This window comes from Kitasatospora sp. NPDC058965 (genome assembly GCF_042741245.1).
Taxonomy (GTDB): domain Bacteria; phylum Actinomycetota; class Actinomycetes; order Streptomycetales; family Streptomycetaceae; genus Kitasatospora.
In genome coordinates this window covers 1-22,275 of record NZ_JBHYKG010000133.1, presented here as the reverse complement: position 1 = coordinate 22,275, position 22,275 = coordinate 1, and the positions used below count along the sequence as shown (strand labels likewise).

23 protein-coding genes and 1 riboswitch are annotated in these 22,275 nt (G+C 74.4%); of the genes, 9 read left to right on the top strand and 14 right to left on the bottom strand.

Annotated features, from left to right (window positions below):
- Positions 1–104: 104 nt before the first annotated feature.
- From thiE to ACFW1A_RS21985, 3 genes are read right to left on the bottom strand one after another with little or no spacing between them, the layout of a single operon-like run.
- Positions 105–755 (bottom strand): thiamine phosphate synthase, encoded by a 651-nt coding sequence (gene thiE / locus ACFW1A_RS21995; RefSeq protein ID WP_380410823.1) that lies wholly within the window; start codon positions 753–755, stop codon positions 105–107.
- The gene (locus ACFW1A_RS21990) at positions 752–1,120 is read right to left on the bottom strand and encodes an Rv2175c family DNA-binding protein (protein WP_380410822.1); all 369 of its coding nucleotides are present in this window, start codon (positions 1,118–1,120) and stop codon (positions 752–754) included. Before ACFW1A_RS21990 ends, thiE begins: the two co-directional genes overlap by 4 nt.
- 19 nt (positions 1,121–1,139) lie before the next feature.
- On the bottom strand, positions 1,140–2,366 hold the full coding sequence (locus ACFW1A_RS21985; protein WP_380410821.1) for an NAD(P)/FAD-dependent oxidoreductase: 1,227 nt from the start codon (positions 2,364–2,366) through the stop codon (positions 1,140–1,142).
- A 42-nt stretch (positions 2,367–2,408) separates the two neighbouring features.
- A riboswitch (TPP riboswitch) is annotated at positions 2,409–2,520 on the top strand.
- Between ACFW1A_RS21985 and thiO the strand changes: the two genes are divergently transcribed.
- The 4 genes from thiO (at position 2,515) to pknB (ending at position 6,691) form a co-directional block, all read left to right on the top strand.
- Positions 2,515–3,675, top strand: a complete 1,161-nt coding sequence (thiO, locus tag ACFW1A_RS21980; RefSeq protein ID WP_380410820.1) for a glycine oxidase ThiO — start codon at positions 2,515–2,517, stop codon at positions 3,673–3,675. Its footprint overlaps the riboswitch before it by 6 nt.
- On the top strand, positions 3,672–3,881 hold the full coding sequence (thiS, locus tag ACFW1A_RS21975; protein WP_380410819.1) for a sulfur carrier protein ThiS: 210 nt from the start codon (positions 3,672–3,674) through the stop codon (positions 3,879–3,881). The genes thiO and thiS overlap by 4 nt, the downstream gene beginning before the upstream one ends.
- Before the next feature lie 3 nt (positions 3,882–3,884).
- Positions 3,885–4,682 (top strand): thiazole synthase, encoded by a 798-nt coding sequence (locus ACFW1A_RS21970; RefSeq protein WP_380410818.1) that lies wholly within the window; start codon positions 3,885–3,887, stop codon positions 4,680–4,682.
- A gap of 80 nt (positions 4,683–4,762) precedes the next feature.
- On the top strand, positions 4,763–6,691 hold the full coding sequence (pknB, locus tag ACFW1A_RS21965) for a Stk1 family PASTA domain-containing Ser/Thr kinase (protein WP_380410817.1): 1,929 nt from the start codon (positions 4,763–4,765) through the stop codon (positions 6,689–6,691).
- Between the two features lie 14 nt (positions 6,692–6,705).
- On the opposite strand, the gene ACFW1A_RS21960 is transcribed toward pknB, so the two are convergent.
- The gene (locus ACFW1A_RS21960; RefSeq protein WP_380410816.1) at positions 6,706–7,335 is read right to left on the bottom strand and encodes a sulfite oxidase-like oxidoreductase; all 630 of its coding nucleotides are present in this window, start codon (positions 7,333–7,335) and stop codon (positions 6,706–6,708) included.
- 222 nt (positions 7,336–7,557) lie between these two features.
- On the opposite strand from ACFW1A_RS21960, the gene bfr reads away from it, so the two are divergent.
- A complete protein-coding gene (bfr, locus tag ACFW1A_RS21955; protein ID WP_380410815.1) occupies positions 7,558–8,040 on the top strand; it encodes a bacterioferritin in 483 nt (160 codons plus the stop codon).
- Positions 8,041–8,044: 4 nt separating this feature from the next.
- On the opposite strand, the gene ACFW1A_RS21950 is transcribed toward bfr, so the two are convergent.
- Positions 8,045–8,317 carry a bacterioferritin-associated ferredoxin gene (locus ACFW1A_RS21950; RefSeq protein WP_380410814.1) on the bottom strand — a complete coding sequence of 91 codons (273 nt, stop codon included), beginning with the start codon at positions 8,315–8,317 and terminating at the stop codon, positions 8,045–8,047.
- Between the two features lie 141 nt (positions 8,318–8,458).
- Complete coding sequence (locus tag ACFW1A_RS21945) at positions 8,459–9,793, bottom strand: class II 3-deoxy-7-phosphoheptulonate synthase (protein ID WP_380410813.1); 1,335 nt, start codon at positions 9,791–9,793, stop codon at positions 8,459–8,461.
- Positions 9,794–10,098: 305 nt separating this feature from the next.
- Between ACFW1A_RS21945 and ACFW1A_RS21940 the strand changes: the two genes are divergently transcribed.
- Positions 10,099–12,045 (top strand): anthranilate synthase family protein, encoded by a 1,947-nt coding sequence (locus ACFW1A_RS21940; protein WP_380410812.1) that lies wholly within the window; start codon positions 10,099–10,101, stop codon positions 12,043–12,045.
- A gap of 29 nt (positions 12,046–12,074) precedes the next feature.
- Here the strand turns inward: ACFW1A_RS21940 and ACFW1A_RS21935 are convergent, their stop codons facing one another.
- Genes ACFW1A_RS21935 through ACFW1A_RS21925 form a run of 3 tightly spaced genes read right to left on the bottom strand, consistent with a single transcriptional unit; the run spans position 12,075 to position 14,720 of the window.
- Positions 12,075–12,710 (bottom strand): response regulator, encoded by a 636-nt coding sequence (locus tag ACFW1A_RS21935; RefSeq protein ID WP_380410825.1) that lies wholly within the window; start codon positions 12,708–12,710, stop codon positions 12,075–12,077.
- Positions 12,711–12,727: 17 nt separating this feature from the next.
- Positions 12,728–13,873, bottom strand: coding sequence for a MacS family sensor histidine kinase (gene macS / locus ACFW1A_RS21930; protein ID WP_380410811.1), 1,146 nt, complete (start codon positions 13,871–13,873; stop codon positions 12,728–12,730).
- A 31-nt stretch (positions 13,874–13,904) separates the two neighbouring features.
- Positions 13,905–14,720: a lysophospholipid acyltransferase family protein gene (locus ACFW1A_RS21925; protein WP_380410824.1), complete on the bottom strand. Its 816-nt coding sequence runs from the start codon at positions 14,718–14,720 to the stop codon at positions 13,905–13,907.
- Between the two features lie 176 nt (positions 14,721–14,896).
- On the opposite strand from ACFW1A_RS21925, the gene ACFW1A_RS21920 reads away from it, so the two are divergent.
- Together ACFW1A_RS21920 and ACFW1A_RS21915 are read left to right on the top strand one after the other, a co-directional pair.
- A complete protein-coding gene (locus ACFW1A_RS21920) occupies positions 14,897–15,679 on the top strand; it encodes an alpha/beta hydrolase (RefSeq protein ID WP_380410810.1) in 783 nt (260 codons plus the stop codon).
- 25 nt (positions 15,680–15,704) lie between these two features.
- The gene (locus ACFW1A_RS21915) at positions 15,705–16,250 is read left to right on the top strand and encodes a hypothetical protein (protein WP_380410809.1); all 546 of its coding nucleotides are present in this window, start codon (positions 15,705–15,707) and stop codon (positions 16,248–16,250) included.
- A gap of 7 nt (positions 16,251–16,257) precedes the next feature.
- Here ACFW1A_RS21915 and ACFW1A_RS21910 read toward each other — a convergent pair whose 3' ends face one another.
- The 5 genes from ACFW1A_RS21910 to ACFW1A_RS21890 form a co-directional block, all read right to left on the bottom strand.
- Entirely contained in the window at positions 16,258–17,013 is a 756-nt protein-coding gene (locus tag ACFW1A_RS21910; RefSeq protein WP_380410808.1) for an endonuclease/exonuclease/phosphatase family protein, read from the bottom strand.
- A 62-nt stretch (positions 17,014–17,075) separates the two neighbouring features.
- The gene (locus ACFW1A_RS21905) at positions 17,076–18,020 is read right to left on the bottom strand and encodes an ROK family glucokinase (RefSeq protein WP_380410807.1); all 945 of its coding nucleotides are present in this window, start codon (positions 18,018–18,020) and stop codon (positions 17,076–17,078) included.
- Positions 18,021–18,242: 222 nt separating this feature from the next.
- Positions 18,243–18,488 carry a DUF5304 family protein gene (locus tag ACFW1A_RS21900; RefSeq protein ID WP_380410806.1) on the bottom strand — a complete coding sequence of 82 codons (246 nt, stop codon included), beginning with the start codon at positions 18,486–18,488 and terminating at the stop codon, positions 18,243–18,245.
- Positions 18,489–18,562: 74 nt separating this feature from the next.
- Positions 18,563–19,741, bottom strand: coding sequence for an ArsA-related P-loop ATPase (locus ACFW1A_RS21895; RefSeq protein ID WP_380410805.1), 1,179 nt, complete (start codon positions 19,739–19,741; stop codon positions 18,563–18,565).
- The gene (locus ACFW1A_RS21890) at positions 19,741–20,175 is read right to left on the bottom strand and encodes an SRPBCC family protein (protein ID WP_380410804.1); all 435 of its coding nucleotides are present in this window, start codon (positions 20,173–20,175) and stop codon (positions 19,741–19,743) included. Before ACFW1A_RS21890 ends, ACFW1A_RS21895 begins: the two co-directional genes overlap by 1 nt.
- A gap of 268 nt (positions 20,176–20,443) precedes the next feature.
- Between ACFW1A_RS21890 and ACFW1A_RS21885 the strand changes: the two genes are divergently transcribed.
- A complete protein-coding gene (locus ACFW1A_RS21885; protein WP_380410803.1) occupies positions 20,444–22,234 on the top strand; it encodes an AMP-dependent synthetase/ligase in 1,791 nt (596 codons plus the stop codon).
- Positions 22,235–22,275 lie beyond the last annotated feature (41 nt).

Here is a 22,275-nt window from a genome sequence, read left to right as displayed (position 1 = left end):
CAGCTGTGGGCCCGTGCGCGGGCCGCGCTGGTGGCCGCCCCACTGGTCCCCGGGCCGGCCCGGGCCCCGCTGCTCGCGCTGGCCGGGGCCGCCACCGTGCGGCGCTACTGAGCGAGCCGGCGGGCCAGCTCCGCGGCCGCGGCCCCCGGGTCCTCGGCCGCGGTGATCGCGCGGACCACCACCACCCGGGTGGCGCCGGCCGCCAGCACCTGGTCCAGGTTGCCCAGGTCGATGCCGCCGATCGCGAACCACGGGCGGTCGGTGTCCTGCTTCGCCGCGTACTCCACCAGGCCCAGGCCCGGCGCCGGACGGCCCGGCTTGGTCGGGGTGGGCCAGACCGGGCCGGTGCAGAAGTAGTCCACGCCCGGCTCGGCGATCGCCGCGGCCACCTCGGACTCGGCGTGGCAGGAGCGGCCGATCACCACGTCCCGGCCCAGGACCGCCCGGGCGGCCGGCACCGGCAGGTCGTCCTGGCCCAGGTGCAGCACCTGGGGCCGGGCCGCGTGCGCCACGTCCGCCCGGTCGTTGACCGCGAAGAGCTTGCCGTGCCGGGCCGCCGCGTCCGCGAACAGCTCCAGGTACTCCAGCTCCTGCTTGGCCTCCAGGTTCTTGTCGCGCAGCTGCACGATGTCGACGCCGCCGGCCAGCACCGCGTCCAGGAACTCGGGCAGGTCGCCCTGCTCGCGGCGGGCGTCGGTGCACAGGTAGAGCCTGGCCGCGGCCAGCTTCGCCCGGTACGCGGCGCCGGCGGTCACAGGGAGAGCGCCTGGGCGCGGCGCTTCACCTCGGTGCCGCGGTTCTCGCGCAGGGCCTGGATCGGGCTGCCGGGCAACGACGGGTCATCGGTGAAGAGCCACTCCAGGATCTCCTCGTCGGTGAACCGGCCGTCCCGCAGCACGGTCAGGGTGCCGGCCAGGTGCTTGACCAGGCCGTCGTCCTCGATGAAGGCGGCCGGCACCTGCAGCGCGTTGTTGGGACCGCGGCGCACCGCGATCAGCTTGTGGTCCTTGACCATCTGACGCACCTCGGTGACCAGCACCCCCCAGCGCTCCGAGATGTCGGGCAGGTAGGCCCAGTCCGTGACCAGGGCTTCAATGGTGGATTCCGTCTCGCTACTCACGGGACCAGCCTGCCACCTGTCAGGCCCGGCGCGCACCCACCGCCGACTTCAGGGGCACCTCCGGGTCCGCGGCCGCGGCCGGATCGAGCTGCGGGCGCTGCTCGACCAGGCGCCGGCCCTGGGCCAGGTCGCGCGGGCGGTCCACGGTGAGCAGCGCGGTGAGGGCGCCGTCGCGCAGCCACAGCGCGCTCCACTGCGGGTCCTCGGGCGAACCGCGCCACACCAGCTCGTCGCCGGCGGCGTGCCGGCCGGCGTACTGCACCATGCGGCCGAACTGCTCGGACCAGAAGTAGGGGACCGGGTCGTAGGGCAGGTCCGTGCCGAGCACCGCCGCGGCCGCCGCGCGGCCGGAGTGCAGCGCGTGGTCCCAGTGCTGGACGGTGATCCGTCCGCCGAACCGGGCCGAGGGGTAGGAGGCGCAGTCGCCGGCCGCGTACACCCCGGGCAGCGAGGTGCGCAGCCGGTCGTCGGTGACGACGGCGCCGGTGGCGTCCAGCTCCACCGGACCGCCGGCCAGCCAGCCGGTGTCGGGGCGGGCGCCGATGCCGACCACCACCTGGTCGGCGGGCACCGCGGTGCCGTCGGCCAGCCGCACCGCGCCGGGCTCCACGGCGGCGACCCGGGCGCCGAGCCGCAGCCGGACCCCGGCCTCGGCGTACCAGCGCTCCATCGGGGCGGTCAGCTCCGGCGGCAGGGCGTCGGCCAGCGGGGCCGCGGCGGCCTCCAGCACGGTCACCTCGCAGCCCAGCTGCCGGGCCGCGGTCGCGGTCTCGGCACCGATCCAGCCGGCCCCGACCAGCACCAGGTGCTGACCGGGGGTGAGCACCTGACGCAGTGCCAGCGCGTCGTCCAGGGTGCGCAGCAGCCGCTCGTTCCCCGCGCCGGGCAGCGGCACGGCCCTGGCCCCGGTGGCGAGCACCAAGTGGTCGTAGCGCAGCTCGCCGGCGTCGGTCGCCAGCACCCCCGCGGCCAGCCCGGTCGCGGTGCGGCCGAGCGCCAGGTCCACGCCCAGCTCCGCCCAGTCCAGCTCGAAGGCGGTCCGGTCCGCCTTGCCCAGCAGCACGTCCTTGGAGAGCGGCGGGCGGTCGTACGGCAGGTGCTGCTCCGCCCCCACCAGGGTCACCGCCCCCGACCAGCCCCCCTCGCGCAGCGCCACCGCGCACTGCGCCCCGGCCATCCCCGCCCCGACGATCACCACACGCTCATCAGCCACCGGCCCACTGTAGCGGCGGGCGTCCCACCCCATGGGCGGTCGCTTCAACGCGGTGCGGGACCGGCGTTATGGTGGGGGCATCCTCACGGGAGCCCGGCGCACCGGGCTGAGAGGCGGGCTGCGCGGCCTGCGACCGTCCGAACCTGATCCGGGTCATTCCGGCGAAGGGAGAACCGTTCTCTTGACGCGCTTGGAAGACGGTGCGCGAACCGACGTCCTGGTCGTGGGCGGCGGCATCATCGGGCTCGCGGTGGCCTGGCGGGCCCGCCAGCGGGGCCTGGCCGTCACCGTGCTCGACCCGCGGCCCGGCGGCGGGGCGGCCCTGGTCGCCGCCGGCATGCTGGCCCCGGTCACCGAACTGCAGTACGGCGAGGAGCCGCTGCTGCACCTCGGGATCGCCTCCAACCGGCGGTACGCCGAGTTCGCCGCCGAGCTGGCGGCCGCCACCGGCCTGGAGACCGGCTACCGCGCCACCGGCACCCTGGCCGTCGCGCTGGACGCCGACGACAAGGCCGAGCTGGGCGAGCTGCACGCGTTCCACCAGCGGCTCGGCCTGGACTCGACCTGGGTCACCGGCCGCGAGGCCCGCAAGCTCGAACCGATGCTGGCCCCCGGCGTCCGCGGCGGCCTGCACGTGGCCGACGACCACCAGGTGGACGGCCGCCGGCTGCTGACCGCGCTGCTGCGGGCCTGCGAGCGGGCCGGCGTCGTGCTGCACCGCGCCGAGGCCGCCGAGCTGCTGGTCGAGCACGACCGGGCGGTCGGGGTGCGCACCGGCACCGGCGAGCGGGTGACGGCCGGTCGGACCGTGCTGGCGGCCGGCTGCCGCAGCCACCGGCTGCCCGGCCTGCCGGACGGGGTGCTGCCGCCGGTCCGCCCGGTCAAGGGGCAGATCCTGCGGCTGCGGATCCCCGCGCCGTACCGCCCGTTCCTGTCCCGCAACGTGCGCGCCGTGGTCCGCGGCGCCCACCTGTACCTGGTCCCGCGCGCCGACGGCGAGCTGGTGGTCGGCGCCACCAGCGAGGAGCAGGGCTACGACACCACGGTCACCGCCGGCGGCGTCTACGAGCTGCTGCGCGACGCGCACGAGCTGGTCCCCGGGATCACCGAGCTGCCGCTGGTGGAGACCGGCGCCGGCCTGCGCCCGGGCTCGCCGGACAACGCCCCGCTGCTCGGCCCGACCGCGCTGCCCGGCCTGGTCGCCGCCACCGGCCACTACCGCAACGGCGTGCTGCTCACCCCGGTCACCGCCGACCTGCTCGCCGAGTACCTGGCCACCGGCACCGTCCCCGCCCTCGCCGCCCCCTTCTCCCCCAGCCGCTTCGCCAGGAGCTCCGCATGAACCAGATCCCGCTGACCGTCAACGGCGAGCCGCGCGAGCTCGCCGGACCCGCCACCCTCGCCGACCTGGTCGCCGAGCTGACCCGGGCCGCCGCCGGGGTGGCCGCCGCGGTCAACGAGACCGTGGTGCCGCGCGGCGCCTGGTCCGACACCCGCCTCGCCGCCGGCGACCGGGTCGAGATCCTCACCGCCGTCCAGGGGGGCTGAGCCGTGGCCGACGACCTCTTCCACCTCGGCGGCACCGCCTTCACCTCCCGCCTGATCATGGGCACCGGCGGCGCGCCCAGCCTGGACGTGCTGGAGCAGGCGCTGCGGGTCTCCGGGACCGAGCTGACCACCGTCGCGATGCGCCGGGTCGCCCCGGACACCCAGGGCTCGGTGCTGGACGTGCTGGTCCGCAACGGGATCCGGGTGCTGCCCAACACGGCCGGCTGCTTCACGGCCGGCGAGGCGGTGCTGACCGCCCGACTGGCCCGCGAGGCGCTGGGCACCGACTGGGTCAAGCTGGAGGTCATCGCCGACGAGCGGACCCTGCTGCCGGACCCGATCGAACTGCTGGACGCCGCCGAGACGCTGGTGGACGACGGCTTCACCGTGCTGCCCTACACCAACGACGACCCGGTGCTGGCCCGCAAGCTGGAGGACGTGGGCTGTGCGGCGATCATGCCGCTCGGCTCGCCGATCGGCTCCGGGCTGGGCATCCGCAACCCGCACAACTTCCAGCTGATCGTCGAGGGCGCCGGTGTCCCGGTGATCCTGGACGCCGGCGCGGGCACCGCCTCCGACGTGGCGCTGGCGATGGAACTGGGCTGCTCCGCGGTGATGCTGGCCTCGGCCGTCACCCGGGCGCAGGAGCCGGTGCTGATGGCGGACGCGATGCGCCGGGCCTGCGAGGCCGGCCGGCTGGCGCACCGGGCCGGCCGGATCCCGCGCCGGTTCCACGCCGAGGCCTCCTCGGCGATGGCCGGCCGGGCCGACCTCGACCACCGCGAGCGCCCCGCCTTCTGACGGCCCGTACGGCGGGCGGGGTACGGAACCAGGACGTGGTCGACACCCAACCGTGCCCTGCCCGCCCCTACACTCCTACGGTGGACACGACGTTGAACGACCCCCTGATCGGCGCGCTGCTCGACGGCCGCTACCGGGTCGAGGCGCGGATCGCGGTGGGCGGCATGGCCACCGTCTACCGCGGCACCGACACCCGGCTGGACCGGGTGCTGGCGCTCAAGGTGATGCACCGGGCGCTGGCCGGCGACGACGGGTTCACCGACCGCTTCATCCGCGAGGCCAAGGCCGTGGCCAGGCTCTCGCACCCCAACGTGGTCAACGTCTTCGACCAGGGCGCGGACGGCGGCGTGGTCTTCCTGGCCATGGAGTACGTGCCCGGGCGGACCCTGCGCGACCTGCTCGGCGACCGCGGCGCGCTCTCGGTGCGGGCGGCGCTGGACGTGCTGGAGCCGGTGCTGGCCGCGCTCGGCGCCGCGCACCGGGCCGGCCTGGTGCACCGGGACGTGAAGCCGGAGAACGTGCTGATCACCGACGGCGGCCTGGTCAAGGTCGCCGACTTCGGCCTGGTCCGCCAGCTCACCGGCGCCTCGGTGACCGACACCACCACGCCCGGTCAGATCATGGGCACCGTCTCGTACTTGGCGCCGGAGCAGATCCAGCCGCAGGACGGCACCGACCAGCGGGTGGACGTCTACGCGGCCGGGATCATGCTGTACGAGCTGCTGACCGGCAGCAAGCCCTACACCGGCGAGAACCCGCTGCAGGTGATCTACCGTCACCTCAACGAGGACGTGCCGGCCCCCTCGCTCGCCGTCCCCGGGCTGCCGCCGGAGCTGGACGCGATAGTGCGCGCCGCCACCGCCCGCGACCCGCAGGCCCGGCCGTGGGACGCGGTGGAACTGCTCGCCGCCCTGCAGCGGGCGCGCCGTCGGCTGACCCCGGCCCAACTCGACGCCGAGCCGCCCGCCGCCACCCGGCCGGCCCCGCGGTTCGGCACCAGCGAGCCCACCTCGGTGCTGTCCGGCCCGCCGCCGGAGCGCACCAGCGTGCTGCCGCAGCCGCTGCTGCCGCCGACCCGCCCGTACCACGAGCCGGAGCCGGTGCGCCCGGCCCGTCCGCCGCGCGCCCGGCGCCCGCGCCGCGGTCTGGTCTGGGGCGTGGTGCTGGCGGTGCTGGCCGCGGTGGTGGCCACCACCAGCTACCTGCTCTCCGGCGCGGTCTACACGACGGTGCCCGGCGTGCTGGGCCTCAGCCAGGCGCAGGCCCGCAGCACGCTGGACGGGGCCGGGTTGAGCGCCCGCTTCGTGCAGGCCTTCAGCGAGACCGTGCCGTCCGGCCAGGTGATCTCCACCGACCCGGCGGTGGGCCAGAAGGTGCAGAAGAGCGACGGGGTCAAGGTCACCCTCTCCAAGGGCCCGGAGCGGATCGCGGTGCCCGACGTCACCGGCAGGCCGCTGGACCAGGCCCGCGCCCAGCTCGGCGCGGCCCGGCTGACCCCCGGGACCACGACCGAGGACTTCAGCCCGACCGTGCCGCAGGGCTCGGTGATCTCCACCTCGCCGGCGCCGGGGCAGCCGCTGGCGCCGAACGCGCCGGTGGCCCTGGTGGTCTCCAAGGGCGCGGCGCCGGTCCCGGTGCCGGACGTCACCGGCAAGCCGATCGACCAGGCGCAGTCGCAGCTCACCGACGCGGGCTTCAAGGTGGCGCTGGCCACCGACCAGGCCTACTCGGACACCGCGCCGGCCGGTGCGGTCGCCGCCCAGGACGTGACCGGCACGGCCGCGCCCGGCAGCACCGTGACGCTGACCGTCTCCAAGGGCGCGCAGCCGGTCCCGGTGCCCGGCGTGACCGGGATGAGCGAGTCGGACGCGACCAAGGCGCTGACCACGGCCGGGTTCAAGGTGAAGACCAGCGGGCTGAACCTCTTCGGCCTCGGCTCGGTCTCCAGCCAGAACCCGCAGGCGGGGTCGACGGCGCCCAGGGGCAGCACGGTCACCATCAAGTTCTAGGGGCCGGGCGGGTCTCAGCCGAGCGGGCCGTCGCCCGGCTCCTCCTGGTAGGAGTACCGCTGCTCCTGCCACGGGTCGGCGCGGTTGTGGTAGCCGCGCTCCTCCCAGAAGCCGCGCCGGTCGGCGGTCATGTACTCCACCGCGCGGACCCACTTGGGGCCCTTCCAGGCGTACCGGCCCGGGACCACCAGGCGGACCGGGAAGCCGTGCTCCAGGGTCAGCGGGTCGCCGTCGTGGTGGGTCGCCAGGACGGTGCTCGGGTCGGCGAACTCGCCGAGCGTCAGGTTGGCGCTGTAGCCGTACTCGGCCCAGACCATCACGTGGGTGGTCCCGGGGGCCGGCGGCACCAGGTCGAGCACGGTGGCCGCGGCCACCCCGCTCCACTCGGCGTCCAGCATGGAGAACCGGGTCACGCAGTGGAAGTCGGCCCGGACCGTGGTCCGGGGCAGCCGGTGGAAGGCCTCGTGGTCCCAGCTGTGCTTCTCGCCGGAGGCGGTGGCGCCGAACACCTGGAGGTCCCAGCTGGCCGGCTTGAACCGGGGCACCGGGCCGTAGTGCAGCACCGGCCAGCCGCGCTGCAGCCGCTGGCCCGGGGGGAGCCTGGGGTCAGACTGGCCTGCTGCTGCTTCCTCGGACTGACCCATGGCTCCATGGTGACAGACGGCGGTCATCAGTCCGTGCGCGCCCCACTCCGGCACCGCACGCCCCACCGAATGCCTCAGCGACCCGCCATATGCCGAAAAAGTCTGCAAATCGGTCAAGCCGACACATAAACGAGTGAGCGTGAACTTACTGGAAATATCACCCGTAGCGGTGCCAGGATGCGTCCAACCAGAGCGTCCAGCGAGCCAGGAAAGGCACACCCCATGAAGGGCGACCCCGAGGTCATCGAGTTCCTCAACGAGCAGCTCACCGCCGAACTGACCGCGATCAACCAGTACTTCCTGCACGCGAAGATGCAGGAGAACTTCGGCTGGACCAAGCTCGCGAAGTACACCCGGCACGAGTCGTTCGACGAGATGAAGCACGCCGAGGTGCTGACCGACCGGATCCTGCTGCTCGACGGCCTGCCCAACTACCAGCGGCTCTTCCATGTCCGGATCGGCCAGACGGTCAAGGAGATGTTCGAGGCCGACCGGCAGGTGGAGGTCGAGGCGATCGACCGGCTGCGCCGCGGCATCGTGGTGATGCGGGCCAAGAACGACATCACCTCGGCCAACCTCTTCGAGTCGATCCTGGCCGACGAGGAGAACCACATCGACTACCTCGACACCCAGTTGGAACTGCTCGAGCGCCTGGGCGAGCCGCTCTACCTGTCCACGCTGATCGAGCAGCCCGAGGAGAGCTGACCGGTCAGGCCACCCGGCGGACCGGCGGCTCGGGCGCGTTGCGGGACTGCTCCGCGGTCGCCTCGGGGTCGGCCAGCCCCAGCTTGGCGGCCAGCCTGGCTGTCGGGCACGGGCGGCCGCCGTGCTCGCCGAGCAGCGCCTGGATCCGGCGCACGCAGGAGCCGCAGTCCGTCCCGGCCCTGCAGCCCTGGGCTATCTGGCGCGGGGAGTTGGCACCCGCGTCGATCGCCCGCTTGACCTGGTCCTCGGTGACCGCATGGCACATGCACACGTACATCGCGGTCTCTCCCGGGTGGTGCGGGGCTGCTGAGCCCTTCGAGCGTTTGAGCTAAGCCTTACCTTACCTGGCGGCCCGGAAACGCAGAAGACCCTGCTCCGCCGTGCGGAGCAGGGTCTTCGTCACACTCGGGCCCGGGGCTCAGTGGCCGCGGTACATCTCCGCTACCAGGAAGGCCAGGTCGAGCGACTGGCTGCGGTTGAGCCGCGGGTCGCAGGCCGTCTCGTAGCGCTGGTGCAGGTCGTCGACCAGCACCTCGTCGCCGCCGCCGACGCACTCGGTCACGTCGTCACCGGTCAGCTCCACGTGGATGCCGCCCGGGTGGGTGCCCAGCGAGCGGTGCACCTCGAAGAAGCCGCGCACCTCGTCCAGCACGTCGTCGAACCGGCGGGTCTTGTGCCCGGTCTCCGCCTCGAAGGTGTTGCCGTGCATCGGGTCGCAGATCCACACCGGCTGGGCGCCGGAGGCGGTGACCTTCTCCACCAGGGCGGGCAGGTGGTCGCGGATCTTGCCCGCACCCATCCGGGTGATGAAGGTGAGCCGGCCGGGCTCGCGGTCCGGGTCGAGCCGCTCGATCAGGGTCAGCGCCTCGTCCACCGAGGTGGTGGGGCCGAGCTTGACGCCGATCGGGTTGCGGACCTTGGAGGCGAACTCGATGTGCGCCCCGTCCAGCTGGCGGGTGCGCTCGCCGATCCAGACCATGTGGCCGGACACGTCGTACAGCTCGCCGGTGCGCGAGTCCACCCGGGTCAGCGCCGTCTCGTAGTCCAGCACCAGCGCCTCGTGCGAGGAGTAGAACTCGACGGTCTTGAACTCCTCCGGGGCGACCCCGCAGGCCTGCATGAAGCTGAGCGCGTTGTCGATCTCCTTGGCCAGGCGCTCGTAGCGCTGGCCGGCCGGCGAGTTGCGCACGAAGTCCTGGTTCCAGGCGTGCACCTGGCGCAGGTCGGCGTAGCCACCGGTGGTGAAGGCGCGGACCAGGTTCAGCGTGGCGGCGGAGGCGTGGTACATCCGCTTCAGCCGCTCCGGGTCGGGCCGGCGGGACTGCTCGGTGAACTCGAAGCCGTTCACCGAGTCGCCGCGGTAGACCGGCAGCGTCACGCCGTCGCGGGTCTCGGTCGACTTGGAGCGCGGCTTGGAGTACTGGCCGGCGATCCGGCCGACCTTGACCACCGGCACCGAGGCGGCGTACGTCAGCACGGCGGCCATCTGCAGCAGGGTCTTGAGCTTGTTGCGGATGTGGTCCGCCGAGACGGCGTCGAAGGCCTCGGCGCAGTCGCCGCCCTGCAGCAGGAACGCCTCACCACGCGCGACGGCACCGAGCCGGGCGCGCAGCTGGTCGCACTCGCCGGCGAAGACGAGCGGCGGATACGAGGCGAGGTCCGCAAGAGCGGTGCGCAGCGCCTCGGGGTCCGGCCATTCGGGCTGCTGCGCCGCGGGCAGGGTCTGCCAGGTGTGGAGAGAGTTCACGGTCACGGGACAAAGGCTACGGGGTGGCGTGGGCGATTCGTGCGTCTTGCCCGCGTGCTGAGACACGCGGCGGACAATCCCCGGACCCCCGTCCATTCCGGGCGCCGTCCCCGGACCGGCGCCCGGCGATGGGCTACTGTCGCAGCCGTGAACGCGCCGCACCCCTTCTCCTGGTGGTGGACCATCCCCGTGGTGGCCCACTGATCGCGCGTCCCTGACGACAGATCGGCCGCCCCACGGGGCGGCCGTCGTCGTACCAGGACGGCTCTCCCCGAAGCGCGGACCTCCCTCCGAACGGAAAGAAGCCGCACGTGACGAGTCCCACATCCGCCGCAGCCCTGCTCTCGCGGCTCACCGCCCCCGGCGCCCCCGCCTTCGCCCTGCTGCACCGCCGCGCCCCGCGGCTGGCGCCCGACACGGTCGAGCTGCTGATCGGCGAGGTCGGGGAGTACGGAACGCTCGCCGAGCTGCCGCTGCCCACCGGGGCGCCGGCCGACGCCCGGCCCCGGCACGACCTGCTGGCCCTGGTCCCGTACCGGCAGATCCGCGAGCGCGGCTTCGAGGCGCACGACGACGCCACCCCGCTGCAGGCGCTGCGGATCGGCGAGCAGTACGCGCTGCCGCTGGCCGAGGTGCTGGCCGCGCTGCCGCAGCTGCCGGTGACGCTGACCGAGGGCGCCTTCGACATCGACGACGAGGAGTACGCCGACATCGTCCGCCGGGTGATCACGGACGAGATCGGCAACGGCGAGGGCGCCAACTTCGTGATCCGGCGCGACTTCCGCGGCCGGCTGGCGGACTTCTCCCCCGCCCTCGCGCTCAGCCTGCTGCGCCGCCTGCTGGACCAGGAGCGCGGCGCCTACTGGACCTACCTGGTGCACACCGGGGACCGGGTGCTGGTCGGCGCCTCGCCCGAGGTCCACGTCCGGCAGTCCGGCGGCACCGTGGTGATGAACCCGATCTCCGGCACCTACCGCTATCCGGCCGGCGGCCCGACCCTGGAGACCCTGCTGGCCTTCCTGCACGACCCCAAGGAGCTCGAGGAGCTCACCATGGTGGTCGACGAGGAACTCAAGATGATGTGCACCGTCGGCGACCTGGGCGGCCAGGTGCTCGGACCGCGGCTCAAGGAGATGGCGCACCTCGCGCACACCGAGTACGAGCTGCGCGGGCGCACCTCGCTGGACGTGCGCGAGGTGCTGCGGGAGACCATGTTCGCGGCCACGGTGACCGGCAGCCCGGTGCAGAACGCGACCCGGGTGATCCGCCGGTACGAGCGCAGCGGGCGCGGCTACTACTCCGGCGCGCTGGCGCTGATCGGCCGCTCGGCCGGCGGCGGGCAGCAGTTGGACTCGCCGATCTGCATCCGCACCGCGGACATCGACCCGGCCGACGGCTCGCTGGTGGTCCGGGTCGGGGCCACCCTGGTGCGCCACTCCGACCCGGACTCCGAGGTGGCCGAGACGCACGCCAAGGCGGCCGGGGTGCTGGCCGCGATCGGCGCCCGCCCGGCGCCGGCCCGCGGCGGGGCGCAGGCCGGCGCGCCGCGGCTGGCGGACCACCACCGGGTGCAGACGGCGCTGGACGCCCGGCGGGCCGACCTGGCCCCGTTCTGGCTGCGGATGCAGCAGCCGCTGACGGCCCCCCAGGGCGAGCCCACCCTGGTGGTGGACGGCGAGGACACCTTCACCGCGATGCTGGCGCACCTGCTGCGTTCGCTGGGGCAGCAGGTGGCGGTGGTCCGGTACGACGAGCCCGGGCTGCGGGCCCGGGCGGCCGCGCACCGCGGGCCGCTGGTGCTGGGGCCCGGCCCGGGCGACCCGGCCGACCCCGCCGACCCGAAGATGGCGCTGCTGCGGCCGATCGTGGCCGAAGCGCTGGCGGCCGCGCGGACCGGGGCGCGCCGCGCGCCGCTGCTCGCGGTCTGCCTCAGCCACCAGCTGCTCTGCGCCGAACTGGGCCTGGGGCTGCACCGCAAGGCCCGGGTGTACCAGGGCGCGCAGGAGACCGTCGAGCTGTTCGGGGTCCCCCGCACGGTCGGCTTCTACAACACCTTCACCGCCCGCTGCGCCGACGGGGACCGCGAGCGGCTGGCCGCCGAGGGCGTCGAGCTCGCCTGCGACCCGGTCACCGGCGACGTGCACGGCCTGCGCGGCCCCGGCTTCGCGGCCCTCCAGTTCCACCCGGAGTCCGTGCTCACCCTGGACGGCGTGGGCATCGTCGCCGACCTGCTGCGGACCGCGGCGCCGGTGCACTGAACCCGCCGGGGGCTGGCCGGCGCGCCCGGTCAGCCCTCGTCCAGGCCCTGCTCGATGGCGTAGCGGGCCAGCTCGACCCGGTTGTGCAGCTGCAGCTTGCCCAGGGTGTTCTGCACGTGGTTCTGCACCGTGCGGTGCGAGAGCACCAGCCGGTCGGCGATCTGACGGTACGACAGGCCCTTGGCGACCATCCGCAGCACCTCGGTCTCCCGGGCCGTCAGCTGCGGGGCCGCCGGCGCGGCCGCGGCCGGCTCCACCGCGAGCCGGCGGAACTCGCCCAGCACCAGCCCGGCCAGCCCCGGGGTGAAGACCGGCTCGCCCGCCGCCGTGCTGCGCACCGCCGCCAGCAGTTCCTCGCGGCCGGCCGACTTCAGCAGGTACCCGGTCGCCCCGGCCTTCACCGCGGCCAGCACGTCGGCGTGCTCGCCGCTGGCCGACAGCACCAGCACCCGCACCGCCGGGTCCCGGGCCACCACCTGCCGGCACACCTCCGCGCCCGGCAGCAGCGGCAGCTGCAGGTCGAGCAGCAGCACCTGGGGCCGGGCCGCGCGGGCCCGCCGGACGGCCTGCTCCCCGTCCCCGGCGGTGGCCACCACCGCGAAGCCGGCCTCCGCCAGGTCGCGGGCCACCGCCTCGCGCCACATCGGGTGGTCGTCCACCACCATCACCCGCACCGGCCCGGTCACGTCGCCTCCCTGGGCACCCGCAGCTCCACCTCGACGCCCTCCCCCGGCGCACTGGTCAGCACCGCGGTGCCGCCCAGGTCCCGCAGCCGGCCCTCGATCGACTGGGCCACCCCGAGCCGGCCGGCCGCGCGCGCCTCGGCGAGCCGCCCGGGCGCGAAGCCGGGCCCGTCGTCGCGGATCGAGACGGTCACCGCGTCCGGCTCCTCCTCCAGCAGGATCCAGGCCCGGGCGGCCGGCCCGGCGTGCCGCTCGACGTTGTCCAGCGCGGCGGCCACCGCGGCGGCCAGCTCGCCCGCCACCGCGGCCGGCAGCAGCACCGGGGTGGCCGGCCCGGCGACGCCGACCCGCCCGGCCTCGTGCCGCGCCAGCAGCTCGCGCAGGTCCAGGTCGCCGCCCGCGGTCTGCCGGGGCAGCACCGCGCCGGCCATCAGCACCCGCAGCGCCCGCTCCTGCTCGCCCGCCAGCCGGGCCAGCTCGCCGCCGCCCTGACGCCGGACCAGCGCCAGCACCTGGAGCACCCCGTCGTGGATGTCCCGGGACAGCCGCTCCCGCTCCCGGGTGGCCGCCTCCACCCGCAGCGCCTCGGTCAGCGTGGCCTCGCCGGCCCGGGCCAGCTCCATCACGTACCCGATCGCGCAGCCGACCAGCACCAGCAGCACGGCGTCGTGCAGGTTGTCGCCGTCCACCCCGCCGTGCCAGAGCACGTTGGCCCCGACCAGCAGCAGCGCGGCCCCCGTGGCCGGCCGCCAACCGCCCCGGCCGGCGCAGCCGAGCACGGTGCCGCAGACCCAGATGCCGGGCAGGGTCAGCGAGCCGGCGGCGATCCGGGCCGGGGTGTCGTAGGCCCCGCTCAGGGCGATGCCGGTCAGCCCGACCGCCAGGTCGACGGCCAGCAGCGGCCACCCGAGCCGCCGCGGGTTGCCGAACGCCCGCAGGGTGGCCAGCGTCCAGAGCACCAGCGCGCCCAGGTAGATCCAGCCGGGCACCGGGTGCAGGAACCGGTGGAACGAAGCGGCGTACCGGAGCAGCGCGTAGCCCAGCGCCAGCACCCGGAAACCGCTGATGGCCCGCCAGAGCGGCAGCTCCACCGACATCCCGCCGGCGCCGACCGCCCCGTCCGGGCCACTGCGCAGTACTGCCATCCCCGCTCCCCCGACGCGGTCGTTTCCGCGGCTACTCGTGCGGCTGCTCCGGCTCGGCCGCCTGGCGCTCCTTCTCCGCGGCCTTCTCGGCCTCGGCGGCGGCCTTCTCCGCGGCCTTCTCGGCCGCCCGCTCGGCGCGCTGCTCGGCCCGGCGCTCGGCGTCGGCCCGCTTCTTCTCCTCGGCGAGCTGGCGCTTGGCGGCGGTGGCGTAGATGTCCACGTACTCCTGGCCGGAGAGCCGCATGATCTCGTACATCACCTCGTCGGTGACCGAGCGCAGGATGAAGCGGTCGTTCTCCATGCCCTGGTAGCGCGAGAAGTCCATCGGGCGGCCGATCCGGATGCCCGGGCGGATGCCGAAGTTGGGCACCACCTGGCCGGGCGGCTGCACCTTCTCGGTGTCGATCATCGCCACCGGGATCACCGGCGCGCCGGTCTGCAGCGCCACCCGGGCCAGGCCGCCGACCTTGCCGCGGTACAGCTTGCCGTCGGGCGACCGGGTGCCCTCGGGGTACACCCCGAACAGCTCGCCGCGGTCGATCACCGCGATCGCGCTGCGGATCGCCGCCTCGCCGGCCCCGCGCACGCCCGAGCGGTCCACCGGCAGCTGGCCCACGCCCTTGAAGAAGGCGGCGGTCAGCTTGCCCTTGATGCCCGGCGTGTTGAAGTACTCGGCCTTGGCGATGAAGGTGACCCGGCGCTTCATCAGCGCGGGCAGGAAGAAGGAGTCCGAGAACGAGAGGTGGTTGCTCGCGATGATCGCGGGTCCCTCGTCCGGGATGTTCTCCGCACCTTCCATCCACGGCCGGAAGAAGATCCGCAGCATCGGCGCCACGATCATCTTCATCAGTCGGTAGAACAACCCGGACCTCCTGTGTTGCAGACCGCACGATCCTAATGCCCCGACGTGACCCCGGACGCACCCGCCACCGCCCCGGGCGGCCCCGGGTCTGTACGGGCCGCCGGGGCCGTGGGACGATGCGGCTCCCGAGCCCGTGTGCCGTCTTCCCCGAGGAGCCGCAGATGACGCTGCTGCCAGGAGCCGAGCCCTTCCACCACCGCGGCGGTCCCACCGGTGTGCTCCTGTGCCACGGCTTCACCGGCTCCCCGCAGTCGCTGCGCCCGTGGGCCGAGCACCTGGCGGCGGCCGGGCTGACCGTCGCGCTGCCGCTGCTGCCCGGGCACGGCACCCGCTGGCAGGACCTCCAGGTGACCCGGTGGGAGGACTGGTACGCCGAGCTGGCCCGGGAGTTGTCGGTGCTGCTCGACGAGTGCGCGGAGGTCTTCGTGTGCGGCCTGTCGATGGGCGGCGGGCTGGCGCTGAAGCTGGCCGCCGACTTCGGCGACCGGGTCGCCGGCGTGGTGGTGGTCAACCCCTCGGTGCGCTCGGACAATCCGGCCACCGTCCTGCTCCCGGTGCTGCGCCACCTGCTGCCCAGCCTGCCCGGGGTGGCCGGCGACATCGCCCTGCCGGGCGCCGAGGAGGTGGGCTACGACCGGGTGCCGCTGCACGCGGCCTGGTCGCTGAGCCGGCTGTGGCGCCAGGTGCAGGAGGCGCTGCCGCGGGTCGCCCAGCCGGTGCTGCTGCTGCGCAGCCCGCAGGACCACGTGGTCTCGCCGGCCAACTCCGCCCTGGTGCTGGCCCGGATATCCTCGGTCGACGTGACGGAGCGGCTGTGCGAGCGCAGCTTCCACGTGGCGACCCTGGACCACGACGCCGGACAGGTCTTCGAGGAATCCCTCGGGTTCCTCCGGCGGTTGTCCAAGGCGACGCAGCCCACCGAGGCCACCGACCAGCGGGGCTAGGGCCACCAGGACCGAAGGGCCGGCAGTGCACGAGCACGAGCAGGAGAACACCCCCGCGGGCGACGACGAGGAGCGCCCGCAGGACAGTCAGCGGCGCCCCGCGCCGCTGCCCGGCAGCCAGGCCGAGCAGGACGCCATCTTCGCCGCGCTGGTCGCCCAGTTCGACGACCCGGTCGACCTGACCCGCCCCGACTGGCCGGAGATCGAGAACCTGCGGGCCCGGAGCGAGGGCCCCGACCTGTCCGGTTTCACCCCGCAGCCGCGCCCGCGGATCCAGGCCGGCGGGCCGCGCGACTGGGACGCGGCCGAGGACCCGGACGAGGGCCACTACGTCCCGCCGGAGCCGCCCCCGCTGCCCACCGGCGACACCACCGCCACCTTCGCCTGGATCGCCGTGCTCGGCGGCCCGGCCCTGTTGCTCTTCGACGCCCTGGTCTGGCGCGAGGTGGCCGGCTGGCCCGCCTGGGTCGGCCTCACCGCCTTCCTCGGCGGCTTCGCCACCCTGGTGGTGCGGATGAAGGACCGCGACGAGGACGAGCCGCCGGACCCGATGGGCGGTGCGGTGGTCTGACCCGCCGTCAGGCGGCGGCCGGGACCCTGAGCACCGCGAGCACCGGCAGGTGGTCGGTGGCCGCCAGCAGGTCCTCGGCGGGCAGCGCGGGGACGCCGCAGGCGAGCACCTCGACGGTCGGGGAGGCGAAGACGGCGTCCAGGCGCTGGAACGGGTCGCCGGGGCGGGAGGTGTACTCGCCGCCCCACGGCGCGGTGGCCCAGCCGTCCTGGTAACGCGCGGCCAGCTCGCCCCAGTCCCGGTCCTCGGGGTGCGCGTTGAAGTCGCCGCCGATCACCGAGTGCGGCAGGCCCAGCGACTGCTCGGGGAGCAGCCGGAACTGGCCCAGCCGCTCCCCGGGGTCCACGCTCAGGTGGCAGCTGGTCAGGGCGAACGGCACCGCGCGGCCGATCCGCACCACGGCGGTGGCGAAGCCGCGGGCGTGCAGGCCGCGGTGCTTGGGCAGCAGCCGGTCGGCCCGGCGCTCGACGGTCACCTTGAGCCCGCCGAGCAGCAGCGGTCCGGCCGCGGTCCGGCCGCCGCCGGAGAGGATCACCGTCCCGGTGCTGCGGGCCAGCCAGGCCGCCTGCCCCTCGGGCCGCCAGTACCGGGGCGACTCCTGGACGCAGACCAGGTCCGGCGCGCAGGCCCGGACCACCCGCACCAGCGCGGCCCGGTCGTCCCGCTGCGAGCGGATGTTGTAACTGAGCACCCGGACCAGCTCGGACCCGTCGGGCAGCGGTCCGGACGGCGGCAGCTCGCAGATCACTCCATCGGCGGTCACCCTGACACGCTACCGGCTCCGCGCGGGCGGAGCCGGTGGCGTGCCGCGGGGTTGACGCCGGGTCAGCTGGTGCGGGCCAGGTCGCCCGCGCCCACGATGCCGGCGGCCGACCCCATCGAGGCCAGCACCACCTCGGCGCGCGGGCGGTGCACGCCGCCGGTCAGGTACGTCTCGAAGGCCTTGGCCACCGGGTCGAGCAGCAGCCGGCCGGAGTCGGAGACCCCGCCGCCGAGCACGAAGACGCCCGGGTCGAAGAGCGCGGCCAGGTCCGCCATGCCGCGGCCGAGCCAGTCGGCGACCTCGTCGTAGACCTCCAGCGCCAGCGGGTCGCCGTCCTCGGCGGCCTCGGTGATGTGGATGCCGCGGATGGTCTCGGCCACCCCGTCGTTCAGCTCCAGCATCCGCTTGCCGGCCACCGGGTCGGCCGCCGCCTTCTCCCGGCCGTAGCGGCGCAGCGCCCGCCCGGAGGCGTACTGCTCCCAGCAGCCCTTGCCGCCGCAGCCGCAGAGCAGGCCGTCCGGGACCATGTTGAGGTGGCCGATCTCGCCGGCCACGCCGAACCGGCCGCGGTGCAGCTTGCCCTCCAGCACGATGCCGCCGCCGATGCCGGTGCCGACCGTGATCAGCACCATGTCGCTGTGCTCGACCGCCGCGCCGAACCGGAACTCGGCCCACGCCGCGCAGTTGGCGTCGTTCTCCACCACGGTGTCCAGGCCGGTGAGCTCCTCGACCCGGACCCGGAGCGGCTCGTTCTCCCAGGCGATGTTCGGGGCGAAGATCACCGTGGACCGGTCGCGGGAGACGAAGCCGGGCGCGCCCAGGCCCACCGCCTCGACCGCGGGGTACTGCTCCTTGAGTTCGCGCACGGCCTGGGCGATGGCGTCGACCGCCCACTGGGGGTCGGCCGGGGTGGGCACCCTGGTGCGCGCCAGGATCGCGCCGCTCTCGTCGACCACGCCGGCCGCGATCTTGGTGCCGCCGACATCGACGCCGATGGTCAGAGCCATGTGTCCCTCAGTCATTCGCTCGTGCGGATGGGCGGAACGGTACCCGCCCGGCAGTGCTCCCGTACAGACTTGGCCATACATTAACCGAAGACAAGTCCGAGCGAACCCTGCCGAGAGGCTTCAAAAGTCGTACGATCCGATTCGTTCGGTAGGCGATGGGTCTCCCTCGGTAGTGAGGTCCAGACAACTTGTACCCCGGCTGCGCGTCGCTTCAGCCGCTGTTCACTCCTCGACGTCGATCGGCTCCGAGGCCGCCGGTTCGGGTGCCGACCAGCGCTTCTCGTGCCCGGACACGGCCGCCCGGTACGCGGCGAGCAGCTCGCCGCCGGCCGCCTTGAGGTGCTCGAACACCTCCGGATTGTCGGCCTGGAGACGGCCGAACGCCTGCTGCGCCTGCCCGGTCAGGGCGGTGGCCAGCTTTCGGACCTCGTCCACCAAGGGGTTGTCGACAGGTTCTGAACTGCTCATGACGCGGCTCCCTCTCCCGGCCCCCGTTCGGCGGGCCCACCGTCGAAGCTACCGCCCCTGCCATGAGAAGGGACTCAGGACCCGCTCGGCCAGAGACCCGGGTCAGGAGCGAAGCGCAACGTCAACTCGCCGTCGCGCAGCGCGGCCCCCGCCACCGTGCAGCGCCGCAGCGCCCCCGGCAGCGGCAGGATCCGACGGTACGGACCGAGCGCGACCACCAGTTCGTCGCCGCGCCGCACCAGGTCCAGGTCGGCCCGCTCGGCTCCCGGCGCGGCCAGCCGCCAGATCAGCACCCCGTCCTCGACGCGCCGGTCCTCGGCCCGCCAGGGCCACCGCTCGCCCGGCTCCGGGCCGGCCCCGGGCCGGTCCGCGTACAGCTGGGCGGCCACCGCGGCCGCGTCCGCCGCCGACCGGTCGGCCACCAGCAGCGGCACCCCGAGGTCGATCGCCGCCAGCCGGGCCCGCTCCGCCGCCGCCTGCTCGGCCAGCCACGGGTCGGCGGAGTCGGCGGCCGCCGCGGGCAGCGCCCGGTGCGCGGCCACCGCGTCCAGCCGGTGCCCGAACAGCGCCAGCCCGGCCGCGGCCCGGCGCAGCGCGGCGGGCGCGCAGGCGCCGGCCTCCACCGCCAGGCGCACCGAGGTGGCCGGCGACTCGATCACCGCGCGGGTGGCGGCCAGCTCGGCGGCCGCCCAGGACCGGGCCGAGTAGACCCAGTCGGCCGGCATCGGCACCCCGGCCACGGCGGCCAGCAGCGGGCGCAGCGCCCGGGCCGCCTGCCGCTGCTCGGGGACCAGCCGGGCCAGGTAGCGGTCCAACTGCTCGGGCAGGGCCAGCGCGGCGGTCAGCTCGGCGGGCGGCGGTGCGGCCACCACCAGCAGGTCGTAGACGCCCTCGGGCAGCCGCAGAGCGCGCAGCAGCGCGAGCTGGCCGGTGCCGGGCAGCGCGGTCAGCTCGTCGCCGTCCAGCGGCTCCACGCCGAGCAGGTCGAAGCCGGTGCGCAGCTTGCCGTCCAGCGCCGCGACGGCGTGCCGGAACGCCTCCTGCGGGTCCAGCCGGACGGCCCACAGCGCCTCGGCGGCCCGCTCGGCCTTGCCGGTCAGCCGCAGCCCGAGCTGGTCGTCCAGCTGGCGGTGCGGGTCGTCGGCGGCCAGCAGCAGGGTGCGCAGGCCGCGGCCGGCGGCGTGCAGCGCGGTCGCGGCGGCCACCGCCGGGATCGCGGTGGCGTCCCCGGTGACCAGCACCACCCGGGTCATCAGGGCGTCTCGACCCGCTTCTTCAGCCCGGCCAGCGCCCGGTCGATGATCACCTTCTCGGCCTTGCGCTTGATCATCCCGAGCATCGGGATCTTCACGTCGACCGCCAGCTGGTAGGTCACCTCGGTGCCGCCGGCCACCGCGGCCAGCGCGTAGGAGCCGTCCAGCGAGCGCAGCATCTGACTCTTCACCAGGGTCCAGGAGACCTCGCGGTCGTCGTCCCAGGTGTAGGCGAGCACGTGCTCGTCGCGGATCGCGCCGGCGTCCAGCACCAGCCGCACCTGGGCGGCCCGGCCGGCCCCGTCGCGGTCCAGCACCTCGATCTCCTTGACCTCGCCCGTCCAGGCCGGGTACGCGTCGAAGTCGGCGATCACCGCCATCACCTCGGCCGGGGTCGCCGCGATGACGATGCTCGACCTGGTGTGTTCCGCCATGGGTGGGCCTCCGCTGTGTCCCGGGCTGTGCGCGCCAGTCAGTGCCCCCGAAGGCTATCGCGGACGGGCCCGCCGACCGCGCCCGTGGGGCCCTACCGACGGGTCACCGGGGCGCTGCCGTAGGGTTCCACCGGCGGTGATCGGCGTTCGACCCGGGTTCGCCCCGGGATGTGACACTTCGAACACCGGCCCCGATCCCCCTACCCGAACCTCCCTACCGGGCAGTAACGTCCTGCCGTCCCCGCAGCGTCGCAGACGAGGAGCAGTGGTGCTCGAGTTCAGCCTTCCGGCCCTTTACCAGGTTCCGAGCGGGGGCAACCTGTCCGACCTGGTGCACCAGAACGCCGAGCGCCGTCCCGACACCGCCGTGATCGCCCGCAAGCTCGGCGGCGTCTGGCAGGACCTGACCGCGCGTGACTTCCTGGCCGAGGTGCACAAGGCCGCCAAGGGCCTGATCGCGGCCGGCGTGCAGCCGGGCGACCGGGTCGGCGTGATGTCCCGCACCCGGTACGAGTGGACCCTGCTCGACTTCGCGATCTGGTCCGCCGGCGCGATCACCGTGCCGGTCTACGAGACCTCCTCGGCCGAGCAGGTGCAGTGGATCCTCGGCGACTCCGGCGCGGTCGCCGTCGTCACCGAGACCGACAGCCACGCCGCCGTGCTGGAGCAGGTCCGGGACCGGCTGCCCGAGCTGCGGCACAGCTGGCAGATCGAGCGCGGCGCGCTGGCCGAACTGGCCGGGCTCGGCGCCGGCGTGGGCGACGCCACGGTCACCGAGCGCCGCTCGGTCCCCACCGAGGACTCGATCGCCACCATCGTCTACACCTCGGGCACCACCGGCCGCCCGAAGGGCTGTCAGCTGACCCACGGCAACTTCCTGGCCGAGCTGGGCAACGTGACGGCCCGGATGCCCGAGCTGTTCGTCAGCGGCGAGAGCTCGGTGCTGCTCTTCCTGCCGCTGGCCCACGTGCTGGGCCGGATCGCCGAGATCGCCACCGCGATCTCCGGCACCAAGATCGGCCACGTCTCCGACATCAAGGACGTCACCGCCGAGCTCGCCTCGTTCCGGCCGACCCTGATCCTGGGCGTGCCCAGAGTCTTCGAGAAGGTCTACAACACCGCCCGGGCCAAGGCGCAGGCCGACGGCAAGGGCAAGGTCTTCGACCGGGCCGCGGACACCGCGATCGCCTACAGCCGGGCCCTGGAGCAGGGCGGGGCGGGCCTGGGGCTGAAGCTGCGGCACGCGCTCTTCGACAAGCTGGTCTACCGCAAGCTGCGCGCCGCGCTCGGCGGCCGGGCCACCCACGCGATCTCCGGCGGCGCCCCGCTGGGCGAGCGGCTGGGCCACTTCTACCGCGGCATCGGCTTCACCGTGCTGGAGGGCTACGGCCTGACCGAGACCTGCGCGGCCACCGCCTTCAACCCGGACGACCGTCCGAAGATCGGCACGGTGGGCCAGCCGCTGCCCGGCTCGGCGGTCCGGATCGCCGAGGACGGCGAGGTGCTGCTCCAGGGCCCGCAGGTGTTCACCGGCTACTGGAACAACCCGACCGCGACCGCCGAGGCGCTGCGCGACGGCTGGTTCGCCACCGGTGACCTGGGCAGCCTGGACCAGGACGGCTACCTGACCATCACCGGCCGCAAGAAGGAGATCATCGTCACCGCCGGCGGCAAGAACGTGGCGCCCGCGGTGATCGAGGACCGGATCCGGGCCCACCCGCTGGTCGGCGAGGTGATGGTGGTCGGCGACCGCAAGCCGTTCATCGCCTGCCTGGTCACCATCGACGAGGAGTTCCTGCCCAAGTGGCTGGAGCTGAACGGCCGTCAGCCCGCGACCGTGGCCGAGCTGCGGGACGACCCGCAGCTGCTGGCCGCCGTCCAGGAGGCGGTGGACGAGGGCAACAAGGCGGTCTCGCACGCCGAGGCGGTGAAGAAGTTCGCGATCCTGGACACCGTCTTCTCCGAGGCCAACGGCTACCTGACCCCCTCGCTGAAGCTCAAGCGCAACGTGGTGCTCAAGGACTACGCGGCGGACGTCGAGGCGCTCTACCGCAAGTGACGACCGACCGGACGTGACGACGCCGGGGGCCGGCGGGGTTG